Annotated in this window: 13 protein-coding genes and 2 pseudogenes; 9 read left to right on the top strand and 6 right to left on the bottom strand. The window is 62.0% G+C overall.

Annotation, left to right across the window (positions count from 1 at the left end; all coding sequences use genetic code 11):
- Positions 1-93 precede the first annotated feature (93 nt).
- From ACV1FX_RS03570 to tcuB, 6 genes are all read left to right on the top strand, one after another.
- Positions 94-1,986, top strand: a complete 1,893-nt coding sequence (locus ACV1FX_RS03570) for an adenylate/guanylate cyclase domain-containing protein (RefSeq protein WP_473116163.1) — start codon at positions 94-96, stop codon at positions 1,984-1,986.
- Position 1,987: 1 nt separating this feature from the next.
- Positions 1,988-3,280: an urea ABC transporter substrate-binding protein gene (gene urtA, locus ACV1FX_RS03565; protein WP_473116162.1), complete on the top strand. Its 1,293-nt coding sequence runs from the start codon at positions 1,988-1,990 to the stop codon at positions 3,278-3,280.
- Positions 3,281-3,764: 484 nt separating this feature from the next.
- The gene (locus tag ACV1FX_RS03560; protein WP_473116161.1) at positions 3,765-4,751 is read left to right on the top strand and encodes an integrase core domain-containing protein; all 987 of its coding nucleotides are present in this window, start codon (positions 3,765-3,767) and stop codon (positions 4,749-4,751) included.
- A 37-nt stretch (positions 4,752-4,788) separates the two neighbouring features.
- The gene (ybaK, locus tag ACV1FX_RS03555) at positions 4,789-5,262 is read left to right on the top strand and encodes a Cys-tRNA(Pro) deacylase (RefSeq protein ID WP_473116160.1); all 474 of its coding nucleotides are present in this window, start codon (positions 4,789-4,791) and stop codon (positions 5,260-5,262) included.
- 438 nt (positions 5,263-5,700) lie between these two features.
- Positions 5,701-7,092, top strand: coding sequence for an FAD-dependent tricarballylate dehydrogenase TcuA (gene tcuA / locus ACV1FX_RS03550; RefSeq protein ID WP_473116159.1), 1,392 nt, complete (start codon positions 5,701-5,703; stop codon positions 7,090-7,092).
- The gene (gene tcuB / locus ACV1FX_RS03545; RefSeq protein WP_473116158.1) at positions 7,079-8,179 is read left to right on the top strand and encodes a tricarballylate utilization 4Fe-4S protein TcuB; all 1,101 of its coding nucleotides are present in this window, start codon (positions 7,079-7,081) and stop codon (positions 8,177-8,179) included. Before tcuA ends, tcuB begins: the two co-directional genes overlap by 14 nt.
- Before the next feature lie 9 nt (positions 8,180-8,188).
- On the opposite strand, the pseudogene ACV1FX_RS03540 reads toward tcuB, so the two are convergent.
- From ACV1FX_RS03540 to ACV1FX_RS03525, 4 genes and pseudogenes are all read right to left on the bottom strand, one after another.
- Positions 8,189-8,959: pseudogene (locus ACV1FX_RS03540) on the bottom strand (EAL domain-containing protein); the annotation flags it as partial.
- Positions 8,960-9,016: 57 nt separating this feature from the next.
- Positions 9,017-10,279, bottom strand: a pseudogene (locus ACV1FX_RS03535) (GGDEF domain-containing protein); the annotation flags it as partial.
- A gap of 250 nt (positions 10,280-10,529) precedes the next feature.
- Positions 10,530-11,834, bottom strand: coding sequence for a nicotinate phosphoribosyltransferase (gene pncB / locus ACV1FX_RS03530; protein ID WP_473116157.1), 1,305 nt, complete (start codon positions 11,832-11,834; stop codon positions 10,530-10,532).
- A gap of 69 nt (positions 11,835-11,903) precedes the next feature.
- On the bottom strand, positions 11,904-12,833 hold the full coding sequence (locus tag ACV1FX_RS03525; RefSeq protein ID WP_473116156.1) for a LysR family transcriptional regulator: 930 nt from the start codon (positions 12,831-12,833) through the stop codon (positions 11,904-11,906).
- Between the two features lie 89 nt (positions 12,834-12,922).
- On the opposite strand from ACV1FX_RS03525, the gene pcaH reads away from it, so the two are divergent.
- On the top strand, positions 12,923-13,723 hold the full coding sequence (gene pcaH, locus ACV1FX_RS03520) for a protocatechuate 3,4-dioxygenase subunit beta (protein ID WP_473116155.1): 801 nt from the start codon (positions 12,923-12,925) through the stop codon (positions 13,721-13,723).
- Between the two features lie 4 nt (positions 13,724-13,727).
- A complete protein-coding gene (gene pcaG / locus ACV1FX_RS03515; protein ID WP_473116154.1) occupies positions 13,728-14,354 on the top strand; it encodes a protocatechuate 3,4-dioxygenase subunit alpha in 627 nt (208 codons plus the stop codon).
- Between the two features lie 53 nt (positions 14,355-14,407).
- Here pcaG and ACV1FX_RS03510 read toward each other — a convergent pair whose 3' ends face one another.
- Entirely contained in the window at positions 14,408-15,022 is a 615-nt protein-coding gene (locus tag ACV1FX_RS03510) for a LabA-like NYN domain-containing protein (protein ID WP_473116153.1), read from the bottom strand.
- A gap of 497 nt (positions 15,023-15,519) precedes the next feature.
- Here ACV1FX_RS03510 and ACV1FX_RS03505 point away from each other — a divergent pair, with 497 nt between their 5' ends.
- The gene (locus tag ACV1FX_RS03505; RefSeq protein WP_473116152.1) at positions 15,520-16,059 is read left to right on the top strand and encodes a hypothetical protein; all 540 of its coding nucleotides are present in this window, start codon (positions 15,520-15,522) and stop codon (positions 16,057-16,059) included.
- A 41-nt stretch (positions 16,060-16,100) separates the two neighbouring features.
- Here ACV1FX_RS03505 and ACV1FX_RS03500 read toward each other — a convergent pair whose 3' ends face one another.
- On the bottom strand, positions 16,101-17,003 hold the full coding sequence (locus tag ACV1FX_RS03500; RefSeq protein ID WP_473116151.1) for a helix-turn-helix domain-containing protein: 903 nt from the start codon (positions 17,001-17,003) through the stop codon (positions 16,101-16,103).
- Positions 17,004-17,019: the final 16 nt, after the last annotated feature.

Genomic DNA, 17,019 nt, shown 5'->3' with positions numbered 1-17,019 from the left:
GGCATGGCGGGCCAGATTTCATTTTGCTTGTGCTGAGTTCTTCGCGTTTCGACCCGTTGCGGACTACTTTTGCGATTGGAGAGCGCAGGCGAGATGTTGACATTTCGAACTTCGATCACCTTAGCGGTGATGGCGTTTATCGTCGCTCTAGCCATGCTGCTGATTGCTATTCAGGACCGCGCTCTTGACTGGGCCACGCGGGGCGCTGCGTCTGCCTATATGGACGCGACCAGTGCGAAGGCCATCGGGCGCCTTCAAACGGAGCTAACCGCTTTAGCTTCGTTGGCTCATGTGCTGGCGACCAGTTCTAGTTTGGCCGATTCAAACGAGAGGACCGAGACAGGCCCCGCAATCCCGCTGCTCAAAGCAGTGCTGCAGGAATTGCCGCAATTGGACAGTATTTATGCCGGTTTCGAAAATGGCGCTTGGTTGCAGGTTCGGCGCATCAGCGGACTCAACGATGAACAGCGCGAGAGGTTACGTGCGACGCCTGGCGCCAGCGCCGCGATTAGCCTGGTTCGTCCCACCCCTGATGGCGAACTGCCCATGCGGCGCATTTTTGAAGATCCGCAGGGCAACGAAGTCGGACAGACTGATTTATGGAAATACGGGTACGACCCGCGCAAGCGGCCCTGGTATCGCGAGACGATGAAAGCTGATCGACGGCGGGTCTCAACGCCCTATCTGGCTTTTAGCATTGGCGCGCCGGTGATCACGGTCAGCGCACCCTTGCGGGGCAAAGTACCCGGCGTCCTTGCCGCCGATCTCAAGCTCGACACCTTCAGCGAATTCGTCCAGGCGCAGCGCCCCGGAGAGCACGGGATCGTCGTGATGTTCGACTCGACCGGCTCGCTCATAGCCCATCCCAATTTTGCAGAGCTGGTCGTCGACGCGATGACACATCCGTCCCGAACGCAATTGCCGACGATCGAGGACATCCACTCCGGGATGGTGCCGGCGGTATTGCGGAGGTCGCAGGGGCGTGACCAATATGACGGAGAAATTCGTGACGATCAGGGACGGGACTATCTGTTCAGGGTGGCGAGGTTCACTTTGGGCGAAGGGTACAGTGCCAACATCATGTTGCTGGCGGCCGAAGAGGACTTTGCCAAAGATGTAAGGAGACTCCACTTCACCGGACTTATGCTCGCAACTGTTGCCAGCCTTGCGTTTATTCCGGTCGTTTGGATATTTGGTAACCGAATGTCTCGGTCCTTGAAAAGGATAACGGCCGAGGCTGTCAAACTCCAGACGCTGGCCGAGCCCGGCTCCTCGCCGGTCGCGTCGCGCATCATCGAAATTCACGAACTTGCCAGCGCGATGAAGCTCGCTCAGCGCGCCATCTGGTCGTTCGCCCGCTTCGTCCCCAAAGAGCTGGTGCAGCGGGTCGTGGATAATTCTATCTCCACAGAGCTTGGCGGAGTCCGAGAGGAGATTACCGTCCTTTTCACAGACGTTCGGGATTTCACGGCTATCGCCGAGTCCGCCGACCCCGACGTTCTCATGCACCAGACGTCGCGCTATTTCTCCGAGCTCACCGAGGCTTTCCTTGCCGAAGGCGGAACAATCGACAAGTTCATCGGCGACGCCGTGATGGTGTTCTGGAACGCGCCTAATCCACAGCCAGACCACGTGGAGCGAGCCTGCCGGGCAGCCCTTGCGGCCAGGTCAGCAGGCGAGAAGCTCAACACCGAGTTTGAAACTGAGGGTCTGAAGCCGTTCTTTACACGGTTCGGGATTCATGTTGGGGAAGCCGTGGTCGGCAACCTCGGGTCAACCGAGCGGATGAACTACACGGCCCTTGGCAACACAGTGAATCTGGCAGCCCGCCTCGAAGGCCTGAACAAGCAGTTTGGCACAGCCATCCTTGCGAGCGAGGCCGTCTATTTGCGTGCTCAGTACGGCTTCCAGTTCAGAGCCGTCGAGTCGGTCATTGCCAAGGGGATGACAAGGGAAACAGGCGTTTTCGAGCTCGTCGGGCCCTGACATGAAGTGGAATTCGATTTCACGCCGTATTGTGCTGGAACTGCTCGTCTTGCAACTCGTGCTCGCCGTCATTCCCTCGGCTGGCGCGGGTGAGGATACGATCAAGGTTGGAATTCTGCATTCTCTGTCCGGCAGCATGGCAATCAGCGAGGCTGTGCTCAAGGATACAGTTCTCATGCTGATAGAAGATCAAAATAGGAAAGGCGGGCTGCTCGGACGGAAACTGGAACCGGTCGTCGTTGACCCGGCGTCCAATTGGGACGTCTTTGCTGAAAGAGCCCGGGAGCTACTTGGCCCAGAAAAGGTTGCGGTCGTGTTCGGCTGCTGGACTTCCGCCTCCCGCAAGTCCGTTCTGCCGATCTTCGAAGAGCTAAACGGCCTGCTCTTCTACCCCGTGCAATACGAGGGCGAAGAAAGTTCGCGCAATATTTTCTACACTGGGGCAGCGCCGAACCAGCAAGCAATTCCCGCCGTTCGTTATCTGATGAGCAAGGAAGGAGGGGAAGTTCGCAGATGGGTTCTGCTCGGTACGGATTACGTTTATCCGCGCACGACGAACCGAATCTTGAGCGCGTATCTTTCCGCGCAGGGAGTGTCACCTGACGACATCATGACGATCTATAGGCCATTTGGCTATTCCGAATGGAGAGAGATCGTCGGGAAAATCAAAGCCTTCGGCTCGGAGGGAAAAAAGACGGCGGTGATATCAACCATAAACGGAGATGCGAATACGTACTTCTACAGGGAGCTCGCGGCCCAAGAGGTAAATGCCAACACAATTCCGGTCATGGCTTTTTCGATCGGCGAGCGCGAATTGCTCGGTGCGGATATTTTTCCTGTCGGGCACCTTGCAGCCTGGAACTACTTCCATTCGATCAAGTCAGCAGAAAACGAAGCGTTCGTGAAGATGTGGGCGGACTTTACCGAGCAACGCGACAAAATGACAAATGACCCGATGGAAGCCACCTTCATTGGCTTCAGGATCTGGACGCAAGCCGTTGTCCAGGCAGGCACGACCGACGTAAATGCAGTTCGGCAGGCGATGTACGGTCAAAGAATCAAGGCGCCGAGCGGCTTCGAGGTTGTGATGAACACCAATCATCACCTTTCCAAGCCGGTCATGATCGGCAAAATAAACTCTTCCGGGACCTTTGATGTCATTTGGCAGTCGATCAATCCGGTCAGGGCGGATGCGTGGAGCAGGTACATCCCTGATAGTGCCAAGCGTACGGCCGATTGGACCTTTCCTTGGGTCTGCGGGGGGTGTGTCGAGCCGAAATTCAAGGATTGGTGACGGTTGTAATGTTTTCTTCCGATCGCAGGCTTCAAAGTTGAGATGTCTGCTCCTGGCCCTTCTGCGAATTCCGGTGATATCCGCTATCACGCCTCTATTGGTGAACAAGCTGACATCAGGCGCGCTGGCACCAAGCATCCCCTTTTGCGAGCGTACGCCCAATTGAACGGCGCTTCCGGGTAGGGCTACAGACTGCTTTTTCGCGAATTGCGCCACGATCACTTATTGCCAGTGATTTGCCCGATGCGTCAATTTGATTTCGGAAATACGAAATGCGCGTTTCGACGCCCCACGGCTACTTTGCTTGGGGTTGTTTTCCGGATTTTTATGACGGGGCGGCCTGTGGCCACAAACTCCGTCATTGCGAGCGCAGCGAAGCAATCCAGAATCTTCCCGCGTATGCAGTCTGGATTGCTTCGCTGCGCTCGCAATTGTGCAAGTTCATTAATTCGGTGATCGAATCCAGCCCAGCAGGGAGGGTTCGATGCGCGACAATAGCTTCGATCGGACGATTGAACGGAATTACCTTCAGAAATGGCGGTTCCTGATTGCTGAGTATGAGGCGGTGAAAGCGGGCCGGTCGGCGACGTTCCGCCGGGTGGGGGACTTCTATAAGCACCACGGCACCTGCTCGCAGACCTTCCGGAAGTACTACAATCGCTATCTGCGGAGCGGCGCGGAGGCAGACCTGTTGCCGCAGCGCCGCGGGCCGAAATGGCGAGAGCGGCGCGAGCCGGAAGGCATTGAGGCAGAGATCGTCGCCTGCCGGAAGCGCGGCATGAATCGATATGAGGTCCACGCCGCCTTGCGTGAACGGCGAGATACGGTACCGTCGCCCTCGACCATCTACCGGGTCTTCAAACGCAATCAGCTGAACCGCCGCACCCCGGCGATGCGCGAGGAGAAACGTCGCATTATCAAGGACAAGATCGGCGAACTCGGCCATGTCGACCTGCACCAGCTGTCCCGCGACATGTTCCTGGCGCCACCATCAAGCCCTGCCTTCATTGTCAGCCTGGTCGATAGCTGCTCGCGCCTGGCCTGGGCCGAGGTGCTGACCTCGAAGAAGGCGCTGCCGGTCATGTTCAAGACGCTGAAAATGATCAACACCCTCAACATCACCTATGGGGTCCAGTTCGCCGAGATCCTGTCCGACAATGGGGCGGAGTTCGCCTCCCGCAACTCCCCTGAAGAGCACCCCTTCGAGGCCATGCTGATCGAGCTCGGCATCAAGCATCGCTACACCAGGCCCTACCGGCCTCAAACCAACGGCAAGGTTGAACGCTTCTGGCGAACGCTCGACGACGACGTCATCGAAGGCGCAACCTTCGACAACCTCGAGCACTTCGCCAACGAGCTGTTCGAGTATGTAATCTACTACAATAACTTCAGGCCTCATCAGGCCCTCGGCGGCAAGACACCAAAGGAATTTGCCGAGGTCCAGACCCAGACCATTCGATCAGCGAATTAGTGAACTTGCACAGCAATGACGGTGCTACACGAGGCGCATGTCCAAAGTCACTCCCGCCACACGCGTGCTCGCTGCCGCCTCCATATCCTTCACCGTCCACGCCTATGATTACGATCCCGACGCCGAGAGCATCGGCCTTCAGGCTGCTGCCGCGCTGGGCGAAGATCCCTCGCGGGTGCTGAAGACGCTGATGGCGCTCGTCGACGGCAAGCCGGTTTGCGTCGTCGTTCCTTCCGACCGCGAAGTTTCGATGAAGAAACTCGCGGCTGCCGCCGGCGGGAAATCGGCGCAGATGATGAAGCCGCCCGAGGCCGAGCGCCTCACCGGTTTCAAGGTCGGTGGCATCAGCCCGTTCGGGCAGCGGCGCGCGGTGAAGACCATCATCGACGAAGGCGCGCTCGCGCACGATCTCGTCTACGTCAATGGCGGGCAGCGCGGCTTGCAGGTGCGGCTCAGCCCGCGCGATGTGCGTGACGTCTTGAAGGCCACAGCCGCGGATGTGCTGGCCTGATCGATGTCGTCATCCGAGCCATATGAACGGGAAGGTCCCATCAAGATGGTGGTCGGAAGGTTGTGGCGCCCGAATGTACGGCGCAGGCGTCTCGCGGGTTCGATAGGCATGTGCGGTCGGCCGCGTCGCTCGCGCACCGGCGATCGGGCGGGCGGTTGCCGCAACGGGAGCGCCGGCAAGCGCAACTGTGCCAAGCGCGAGCGCTGTCAGTGCCAAAACAGCGGGGCGCATCGTGCAGACGGGCATGAGAGTGCTCCTTGCAGATGTTGCGGCCGGCTTCGACAGCCCGCCGTTCTTCCCTGAGATCACGATGGCGGCGATCCCATTCCCACAAGGTTTCGTGATCGATCCTCCCGTAACGTCTCGCTATTGCTTCTGTCTGGAAAACACGGCAGGAAAACATGGAATGACTCCATGCTTCGGGGCCCGGCAGGCGGCATGAGCAGAAAATACGATGTCCTGGTGATCGGCGGCGGCAATGCCGCGCTCTGCGCGGCGATCGCCGCACGGCGCGGCGGTGCCTCGGTCATCGTGCTCGAAGGCGCCCCAAAGTTCTATCGTGGCGGCAATACCCGTCACACCCGCAACATGCGCTGCGCCCATGATGCCGCGACCGAGATACTGACCGGCCCCTATACCGAGGAGGAGTTCTGGAAGGATCTGCTGTTCGTCACCGGCGGTCAGACCGATGAGGAGCTGGCGCGCCACATGATCCGGGAGTCCAAGGACGTCCTGACCTGGATCGTGGAGCAGGGCGTGCGCTGGCAGCCTTCGCTTGGCGGCACGCTCAGCCTCGGGCGCACCAACTCCTTCTTCCTCGGTGGCGGCCGGGCAATGCTCAATGCGCTGTATCTGACCGCCGAGCAGCTCGGCGTCGAGGTCCACTACGATGCCGAGGTCACCGATCTCGTAATCGACGACGGCATGTTCCTGGCCGCGCGCCTGAAGCGGCCGATCGACGGCACAAACGAGGTCCGTGCGACCTCGATGGTCGCCGCCGCCGGCGGCTTCGAGGCCAATATCGAATGGCTCAAGGAATATTGGGGCGAGGCCGCCGACAATTTCCTGATCCGCGGCACGCCCCATAACCGCGGCTCGATCCTGAAGATGCTGCTCGCCAAGGGCGTGCAGGAGGTCGGTGATCCCACCCAGTGTCATGCGGTCGCGATCGATGCGCGGGCGCCGAAGTTCGATGGCGGCATCATCACACGGCACGACTCCGTCGTGTTCGGCATCGTCGTCAACAAGCACGCGCAGCGCTTCTACGACGAGGGCGAGGACCTCTGGCCGAAGCGTTACGCGATCTGGGGCCGGTTGGTCGCAGCGCAGCCGGACCAGATCGCCTACATCATCTTCGACTCGACTGTCGTCACGAGCTTCATGCCGACGCTGTTTCCGCCGATTGCGGGCGCGAGCGTTGCAGAGCTCGCCGGCAAGCTCGATCTCGATCCGCTCGCACTCGAAAAGACCGTCGCCGATTTCAACGCTGCGGTACGGCCGGGCACTTTCGACCACACCATCCTCGACGACTGCCGCACCGACGGCATCGCGCCGCCGAAGACGCATTGGGCGCGACGGATCGAGACGCCACCCTATCTCGCCTATCCGGTGCGCCCCGGCATCACCTTCACCTATCTCGGCACGCGCGTCACCAAGGAGGCGCGTATGCTGATGAAGGACGGCAAGCCATCGGCCAACATGTTCGCGGCCGGCGAGATCATGGCCGGCAATGTGCTGGGCAAGGGCTATGCCGCCGGCATGGGCATGACGATCGGCAGCGTGTTCGGGCGGATCGCAGGACGGGAAGCGGCGAAGCATGCACGGAACTAGGATTCTCGACGAAGCCGACCGTCTCATGACAGTCTGCAATTCCTGCCGCTACTGCGAGGGCCTGTGCGCGGTGTTTCCAGCCATGGAGATGCGCCGTGCATTCTCCGATGGCGATCTCAACTATCTTGCCAATCTCTGCCATGCGTGCGGAGCCTGCTACGTCGATTGCCAGTTTTCGCCGCCGCACGAGTTCAACGTCAACGTCCCGAAGACGCTCGCCATCGCCCGCGCGGAATCCTATGCGGCCTATGCCTGGCCGCGGGCGCTATCCGGCGTGTTCGCGCGCAATGGTCTTCTCATCAGCGTCATGGCCGCGCTCAGCGTGGCCGTGTTCATCATCGGCTTTGCCGCCGCGCACGACCGTGAGGTGTTGCTCGGCGTCCACACCGGCCCCGGCGCTTTCTACAGGCTGATGCCGCACAACGCGATGGCGGCACTGTTCGGTGCCGCGTTCCTTTACGCGATCCTGGCGCTGGCGATGAGCGTTCGTGCATTCTGGCGCGACATCGGCGCGCCGATCGGTGGCCGTGCGGATGGCGGCTCGATCTTTCGGGCAATCCGCGACGCCGGCGAGCTCCGCTATCTCCACGGCGGCGGCGTCGGCTGCTACAATGAGGACGACCGTCCGACCGACCGGCGCAAGCTCTATCATCACCTCACATTCTATGGTTTCCTGCTGTGCTTTGCTGCAACGTGTGTCGGCACGCTGTATCACTACCTGCTTGGACGTGAAGCGCCCTATCCGTGGTGGGATTTGCCGGTCGTGCTCGGTACGCTCGGCGGCATCGGCCTGGTCGCCGGAACGATCGGGCTCTTCATTGCCAGGGGAGACCGCGATCCCGAATTGCTCGACGAGAGCCGCTACGGCATGGATGTCGGCTTCATCGGCATGCTGTGGCTGACCGGCATCACGGGCCTCGCGCTGCTCGCCTTGCGCGAGACCGCCGCGATGGGTCCGCTGCTCGCACTGCATCTCGGCGCGGTGTTCGCGCTGTTCATCACGATGCCCTACGGCAAGTTCGTGCACGGCATCTATCGTTTCGTGGCGCTGGTGCGCTACGCACAGGAACGGCGCAGCGCAAGCTAGCCTTGCGGCTTACGCCACCTCGCGCCGCCGCGTTTCGGCGGGTGTAATCTCGAAGAACGCCGCATCGAACGGCCGCGGAGGCGAAATCGCGTAGCCCTGGGCATAGTCGATGCCGGTGCCGCGCACGGCTTCCAGGATGGCGGCGGTCTCGACGAACTCGGCGATGGTGCGGATGCCCATGATCTTGCCGACGCGGTCGATCATCTCGACCATCGCGCGGTCGATGCGGTCGGTCAGGATGTCGCGGACGAAGCCGCCGTCGATCTTGAGATAGTCGATCGGCAACTTCTTCAGATAGCCGAAGGACGACATGCCGCTGCCGAAATCGTCCAGCGCGAAGCGGCAACCTGTCCGCCTGAGTGCGGAGATGAAATGGCTTGCCCAGTCGAGGTTCGAGATCGCCTTGGTCTCGGTGATCTCGAAGCAGATGATATCGGCGGGGATGCGGTTGGCGCGGAGCTGCTCCTGGACGAATTCGACAAAGCCCTCGTCGGCAAAGGTCTGGCCGCAGAGATTGATGGAGCAGGTCGCAATCGCGGCCGGCTGCGGCCCGCGCAGGCTCTCCGCAAGACGCCGGAAGGCATCGCGCACCACCCAGCGGTCGATCAGCGTCATCAGCCCATAGCGCTCCGCGGCGGGAATGAACTCGCTCGGCGGGATGATCCGCCCCGAAGGGTCTTTGAGGCGCAGGAGCAATTCAACATGGCGGCCGGCGGGATTCCTCTCCTGCAGCGGCGCGATCTCCTGTGCGTAAAGGCAGAACCGGTCGCTCTCGAGCGCCTCCTGAATCCGGTGCACCCAGGTCATTTCGTCGACGCGCTGCAAGAGCTCGACGTCACGCGCATGATAGAGCTGGACTCGGTTGCGGCCTTTCTCCTTGGCGCCGTAGCAGGCGACATCGGCCTGCCGCAGTGCCTCCGCCACCGCGGTCTGTGTGCCGGCGATGCAGGCGAGGCCGATGCTTGCCGTGACGGCAAACGATCGCTCGCCCCAGGTGAAGGCGAATTGCTCGATCGCATGCCGGAGCCGCTCGGCGGACTCCGTAGCTTCGATCGAGGTGCGGCGGGGCAGGATCAGCCCGAACTCGTCGCCGCCGAGCCGCGCGACGAGATCGGAAGGTTTTCCATGCTGCAGCAGAAGAGCGGCGATGTCGCGCAGCAACCGGTCGCCGGCAGGATGGCCGCAGGTGTCGTTGACGATCTTGAACTGGTCGAGATCGAGCAGGATCAGCGCGAGCGACCCATTGGCCGTACCGAGCCGGCGCAGCTCGCGCTTCAAACAGGTCTCGAAGGCGCGCCGGTTCGCAAGGCCGGTCAGCCAGTCGTGCGAAGCTTGCCACGCCAGCCGCTCCTTCTCTGCCCGCAAGGCGTCCTCGAAGGACTGCCGTTGCAGCACCAGGCGCCGCGTGTGCCAGATCAACAAGAGGATCAGGATCAGCGCCGTGGCGAGATTGACCAAGGTCAGGCCGAGCTTGATTGCGCGCGAGCCTTCGCCGAGAACGGTGGAGAAGCGGTTGGCGTGCTCGGTGAACTGCCGGTTCAGCTCCGAAAGACGCGACGACAGCGCGTGCAGCCGCGCCTCGTCGGGCACAGCGCCGTTCTTCAGCTCCGCCTGAATCGCCTCGCCGAACACGCTGAGTTCGAGCAGCATGGGATCGGTCGCGGTCCATTCGCGGATCGCCGCGTTGAAGAAGCTGACGTCACTGAAATGGCGGAACAGCCAGATCATTCCGGGAATGTCGTCCGGATGGTTGCCACCCTGGAGGAAGCCAATGCGGGCGGTCTCGATATCGACCGGGTCGCGCTCGAGCGCCCATCGTCCGAATTCGTCGCCGATGGGAACGGCGAGCGCCGCCCGGTACTCCTGGAACAGCTCCGGCTCGCCCGAATGCAGATAGAGGTTAAGGGAATAGACCGCGTTCTTCTGCGAGCGTGACCACATCGCTTCACCCGCGACATAGGCGCGGACCGACGACATGACTTCAAGGCTCACGCCGGCGACCGCGGCCTGCAGCAGTACGACCGCGACGAACGGCGAGACCAGCTTGATCACGTGAAGGAAGCTGCGTCCCTTCATCGAAGCGGCGGCTCTGCGAAACACCCGGCGTTCCCCAATCCGACATCCACCCAGCGGAGTGCCCGCTTACAACGCAGAGTAGGGGCAGCGGTCCTTACCTCGACTTGAAAAACACGGGGAACGACTTTTGAGAGTAAATGGGCAGTGAAGCTTGCCGGCTCAGATCGATGAAATTACCGCGCAGCCGGAACTTGCCGGCCATTCGGCCGGCAAACGGCGCCGATTGTCGGGACGCGCTTTACGCGAATGAAAGATGTGAAGTTCCGTTGGCGTCTTACACCAGTACGGCGGTGCGCACGCGACCGGCGTCGCCGAACACGCGCAGGTACCGTTCGATCTCGGACGGCAGGCCGGTCGCCTTCTCCGGATTGTCCGAGAGTTTGACGGCCGGACGTCCGTCGACCGAGGAGACCTTGCAGACGAGCGAAATCGGATCGAGATTGACCGAGCCGTCCGGTGGGCAGCCGACGAAATCATTCGTGAGGTTGGTGCCCCAGCCGAAGGAGAGGCGCACCCGGCTCGAGAAGTGATGATAGGTCTCCTCGATCGAGCCGACATCCATCGCGTCGGAAAAGACGAGCAGCTTGTCCTTGGGATTGCGGCCCTTCTTCTCCCACCATTTGATGATCTCTTCGCCGGCCTGGATCGGCGGCGCACTGTCGGGTCGGAAGCCGGTCCAGTCGGCGACCCACTCCGGCGCATCGCGCAGGAAGGCCTTGGTGCCGAAAGCGTCGGGCAGCGCGATCAGGAGGTTGCCGCCATAGGTCTGGCGCCACTGGTCGAGAATACGGTAGGGCGCGAAGCGTAATTCCTCATCGTCCTTGGCGAGCGCGGCCGCCACCATCGGCAGCTCGTGTGCATTGGTGCCGATCGCCTCGAGATCATTGTCCATGGCGAGCAGGACGTTGGAGGTGCCGATGAAGGATTGCCCGAGCCCTTCCTTCACCGCCTCCACGCACCAGCGCTGCCAGAGGAAGCCGTGGCGGCGGCGCGTACCGAAGTCGGAGAGCCTCAGGTTTTCGAGTTGGCGCAGCCGCTCGACCTTGGTCCACAGCTTGGCCTTGGCGCGCGCGTAGAGCACGTCGAGCTCGAAGCGGCCGCGGCCCTTGATCGCCGCGCGCGAGCGCAATTCGTTGAGGATCGCGAGCGCCGGAATCTCCCACATCGTGGTGTGGGTCCAGGGTCCGTGGAAGTGCAGCTCGTATTGGCCCTCGACCTTGCGCAGCTCGTATTCGGGCAATCGGAATTCGGCGAGCCAGCGGATGAAATCGGCCGAGAACATGTGGGTCTTGCCGTAGAAGGTGTTACCGGCAAGCCAGATCAGCTCTTTCTTGGTAAAGCGGATGGTGCGGGCGTGGTCGAGCTGGGCCCGCAGTTCGCCCTCGTCGATGGTCTCGGCAAGGCGCACATGGCGCGAGCGGTTGATGACCGAAAACGTCACCCTCTGATCCGGGTAGAATTCCCGAATCATCTGTAACATCAACAACTTGTAGAAATCGGTATCGAGCAGGCTGCGGACGATGGGGTCCAGCCGCCAGCTGTGGTTATAGGTTCGGCTCGCAATATCGGTCACAGTCATGGCCGAATTCTAGCGTGGCAGATGCGGCGCAACAACCTGTGGGTTTGGCAGGGGCGAGACCGTGCCTGTTCATGCCCCCGCTGCCGTTGCCGCCACGGTCTCGAGCTGGCTGCGGATCCAGCGATGGGCCGGGTCCTTCTGATAGCGCTGGTGCCAGACCATGAACATCGGCAGCTCGGCGAGCGTCCTGGCGCGCGAGGCGAGCGGAATGTGGACATGTGCGAAGTCGCGCATCAGGCCATCCGCAAGCAGGCTGGGCATGCTCGCGAGCATGTCGGAGCCGCGCAAGAAAGACGGCACGCCGGAGAAGCTCGGTACCGATATCGCGATGTCGCGATGGAAGCCGTTTGCTGCAAGCCTACGGTCGAAGTCGAGCCGCTCATTGTCGGTATAGACCACGGTGACATGGCGTGCGGCGAGATAGGCATTGCGCGTTGCCGGCGCCGAACGCGCAGTTCGGTCGTAATAGCAGACGTAGTGATCTCTCAGCAGGCGCTTCTGCACGATGTCGATGCCGGACGGCGGCAGCGGGCTGATCAGGAGGTCGCAACGGTTCTCGCGCAGCATGGCGGGCGAGGGGGATTGCGAGGGGATCACGCGCAGATTCAGGCTCTTCACCTTTGCTGCGACATGGCCGAAGAAGCGCGGCAGCAAAAGGTCGCGCTGGAAATCATTGGCGGCGATCGTCAGCGACAGTTGCGCCGCTTTCGGCTCGAAGCTGACGCCACCGGCAAAGCTCCGCATCTCGTCGATGAGCGCGCGCGCCTTCGCAGCAAGCGCCTGGGCGTGCGCGGTGGCGACGATGCCGCGGCCGGATTTGGCGAACAGGGGATCGCCGGCGATGCGCCGCAGCTTCTTCAGGCCATGGCTGACCGCGGATTGCGTGAGGCCGAGGCGGGTGGCGGCCGCCGTGACCGAACCTTCCTCGAGGACAGCGAGAAACAGCGACAAGGAGTGGCCGTCGAGGGCCAAATGATCGATTTCCTTCATGCAATACATTATAATTCATCTATTTATTTTGAGAATAGAGCGGCCCATGCTCCCCCATAAGCCGCGCCCGACCGGGCGCCAGAGGGAGACAACGCCAGATGACCGCCCAGGCCGCTCGCATTGCAGCCGCACAGGACACCGCCCGCCTCAATCGCCCCGAGCCGTTCACGCCGCCGCTTGGCGATGGCGGCTTCTTCCAGCGCGACCGTTCCATCCATCCGCCGGCGCACGCGCCCGGCTACAAATCCTCCGTGCTGCGTTCGCCGCGCCAGTCGCTGCTTTCGCTGGAAAACTCGATCTCGGAGATCACGGGGCCGGTGTTCGGTCACAACGACCTCGGGCCGCTCGACAACGACCTGATCCGCAATTACGCCAAGGACGGCGATCCCATCGGCGAGCGCATCATCGTGCACGGCCGGGTGATGGACGAGACCGGCCGCGGCGTGCCCAACACGCTGGTCGAGTTCTGGCAGGCCAATGCCGGCGGCCGCTACCGGCACAGGAAGGACACGTATCTGGCGCCGGTCGATCCGAATTTCGGCGGCTGCGGCCGCGCGCTGACCGACGACAGCGGCTACTACTATTTCCGCACCATCAAGCCCGGCCCCTATCCCTGGCGCAACTATGTCAACAGCTGGCGCCCGGCCCACATCCATTTCTCGGTGTTCGGCTCGGGATTTGCGCAGCGGCTGATCACGCAGATGTATTTCGAGGGTGATCCCCTGATCCCGGTCTGCCCGATCCTCACGACGATCCCGGACAAGGACGCGCTCGACCGGCTCGTCGCGCCGCTCGATCTCAACGCCTCTACGCCGTTCGACTCGCTCACCTACCGCTTCGACATCGTGCTGCGCGGGGCGCGCTCCACCTATTTCGAAAACCGCCGGGAAGGAAACTGAAGTCATGGCGCAGCCGCTCAACTACCTCAAGGAAACCGCCTCCCAGACCGCCGGGCCCTACGTTCATATCGGGTTGATCCCGGGCATGGCCGGCTTCGACATTTTCGAGAAAAACTTCTCCAACGTGCTCGTTACGGAGAGCACCGGGGGCGAGCGCATTACGCTGGAGGGCCGCGTGCTCGACGGCTCGGGCACCCCCCTGCGCGACGTGCTTTTGGAGATCTGGCAGGCCAATGCGGCCGGCCGCTACAACCATCCGGCTGACCGCTCGGCGGGCGCACTGGAGGAGGACTTTCGCGGCTGGGGCCGCGCGGGCTCGGATTTCGACAGCGGGCTGATCACCTTCGAGACGATCAAGCCGGGCGCGATCACTGACAAAGCGGGCCGCAAATGTGCCCCGCACGTCAATGTCTGGATCGTCGCGCGCGGCATCAATATCGGGCTGAACACACGGCTCTATTTCTCGGATGAAGAGGCCGCCAACGCCGCCGATCCCGTGCTCAATCTGATCGAGCAGCCGGTGCGGCGGTCGACACTGATCGCCAAGCGTAGCGAGCGCGCCGGCAGGGTCGTGTACGCCTTCACGATCAATCTACAGGGGCCCGAGGAGACCGTGTTCTTCGACGTCTGACGCCTTTCAACGTCTGGAGAATCCGGCCCCCGTTCGACGATGGGGCCGGATTTTCATCCCGCCGCGTCGCTGCTGTCGACCGTTCCGCGCGAGGCGAATTGCGGCGGTTGCTGGCGCGCGCCGTTCAATCCAGGCCGCGCGGCCGCGGCGCGCTGCACTCTCGGTTTCAATTCCGCCAGATCAACGAAGGCATCCGCCTGCCGGCGCAGCTCGTCAGCCACCATTGGCGGCCGGCTGGCAAGCGTGGAGACGACCGTCACACGGGCGCCACGACGTTGCACGGCTTCGACCAGCGGACGAAAATCGCCATCGCCGGAGAACAACACGATCTGGTCCAGATGCCCGGCGAGCTCCATTGCCGTGACGGCGAGTTCGACGTCCATGCTGCCCTTCACCTTGCGGCGCCCGGTGGCCGCGTCGACGAACTCCTTGGTGGGCTTGGTGACGACGGTGTATCCGTTGTAGTCGAGCCAGTCGATCAACGGACGGACTGACGAAAATTCCTGATCCTCGATGACCGTCGTGTAATAGAACGCCCGCAGCAGCGCATCCCCGCGCTGAAACTCACCGAGCAGACGCCTGTAGTCGATATCGAAGCCGAGCGCCTTGGAAGTGGCATGGAGATTGGCACCGTCGATCAGGAGCGCGATCTTCTCGCATGACGTCATGATGCAATGATCTCCAGTTCTGGAGCAAACCGGCAGCTTCGTCGCTGAGCGATCTGCCGGGTACGAAAATATTCGACGCCGATGGCTCACTGAAAAAACGGCGCAGACGACCGGACAGGGTGTGGCCGTCCTGCGCCAAGTAAGGGAGGTTCGATGCCATCTGGGCTGGCGCACCGACTGCGGCACGTTAAGAGGTGCGCATTTCCCATTCAATTGTACGGAGGTAAGCGGCGGCTATCCAAACGGTAGTGCGCGCTATACGAAGGTAAGTGGGGGCGACTGTTCGGCCGTACTTGAAGACAGCAGCCGCAGTTCAATGTCTGCCCGAGAACGTGGAATCGGAAGGGGGAATCCGGCTTCGGATCGATCGAGGTCGACAAGGCGGCTTTTCGAGGGAATGGCGGACCGCGACGTCGATCTTACTTTTGGCCTAATTTCGCCAAAATGGTATTGGCTTCTGGCTCTGGGGCGGGACTGGTGTTGCGTAGGAGTCCTGCATGTTCAGACCTATACTTATTGCGTCTCTTTTTGTTGTAACCGGATCGATCACCTCGGAAGCACGTCCTTTCCGCACAAATACGGCACCGGAATGCAATGTGACGATGCCGTGCGATTTGTCTTATTCTCAAGTTCGTCGCGAGAAGGTTTCGCCGGACACCCGACGAACGCACCTTGTGATGCGAGCAACGGTCGCTGATGCGCAAGCCTCCGTGACGCAGGTGAATGTTTCCGGCACCCAAATCGTCGGCGGTCGCCCCTCGGGGTGTCCGCGGAATTTCTGCGGCTGCGGCGCGGCCCTGCACGTCTTCGGCCGGATCGTCCCGGAATTGAACCTTGCCGCCAATTGGCTGCGTTTCCCGCGGACATCGCCGGCGCCGGGAATGGTTGCGGCCCGACGCGGACACGTCTTTGTCTTGGAGCAGCATCTCCAGGGAGACATGTGGATGGCCTACGATGCCAATTCAGGCGGTCGCTCGACGCGAATTCACGCGCGATCGCTGCGAGGCTATACCGTCGTCAATCCGCACGCGACATAGCGACAATAAAGTCGTCGGGTCGCTCTCCAGCATGGAGATCGTCAGTCATCGCCATGTAGCTGCGCGCGAAACGCGCGCGGCGAAAGTCCGGTCGCGGCGGCGTAGACCCTGCTGAAATAGGCGGGATCCTCGAAGCCGAGCGCATAGGCGATCGTCGAGACTGGCAGGTTGGTGTAGACTAGGTTGCGCCGCGCCTCGCGGATCAGCCGGTTGAGGATCAGATGCGAAGCGGTATCGCCGGTGGCGGTGCGCGTGATCCGGTTGAGATGGGTCGGCGTCACCGACAGCGCCTCGGCATAGTCGGCAACGCTCCAGCGTTCGAGATGGTGCGCTTCGAGCAGCGCCTCGAAGCGCCGGAACAGGTCGGAATCCGCTGAGCCAGTGCCGCCGCCCTTGCCGGCAAGCTCGCGTGCCACGAGGCCAATCACGGCAGCCGACAGCGCGCGCAGCACATGCGCGCGGCCGAAGTGGCGAGCCGCGTGCTCGGCAAAGATCTGCTTCATGGCGGAACGGATCTGCGGAGTGCCGCGCACCACGGCCGATTGCGACAGCGCGCCGCGCAGACCTTCCGAGGCGAGCAGCGCCTCGTCGAGAATTTCGGCCGCGATGGTCAGCACCCAGCCCTGAGTATCAGGCATGAAGCGGAAGCCGTGGACGTGGCCGACCGGCACGTTGACAATCTGCATCGGCTTCAGGGGCGCCACGCGGCCGTCGAGCGTCGCCTCGCCGCCGCCGCGCTCGATCAGCAGCACCTGGTGCAGCCGCGCGTGGCGGTGCACGGCCAGCGTCCAGTCATGCAGCACCGAGCGGGAGGCAATGGTCTCGCAATGCACGACGTCAGGCAGATCGCCGGATTCGCCGAACAAATTGTAGACCTTGATGGCCGATCTCGAAGGGGCAGGGGGCATGTTCGAATTGTACAAGACAAAGGCCAATCCCTCCATCCGTTTGCCAGGCAAA

This window comes from Bradyrhizobium ingae, from assembly GCF_055791185.1.
Note: the sequence above shows the minus strand (reverse complement) of the source record. Positions and strands in the feature narration are given on the sequence as shown.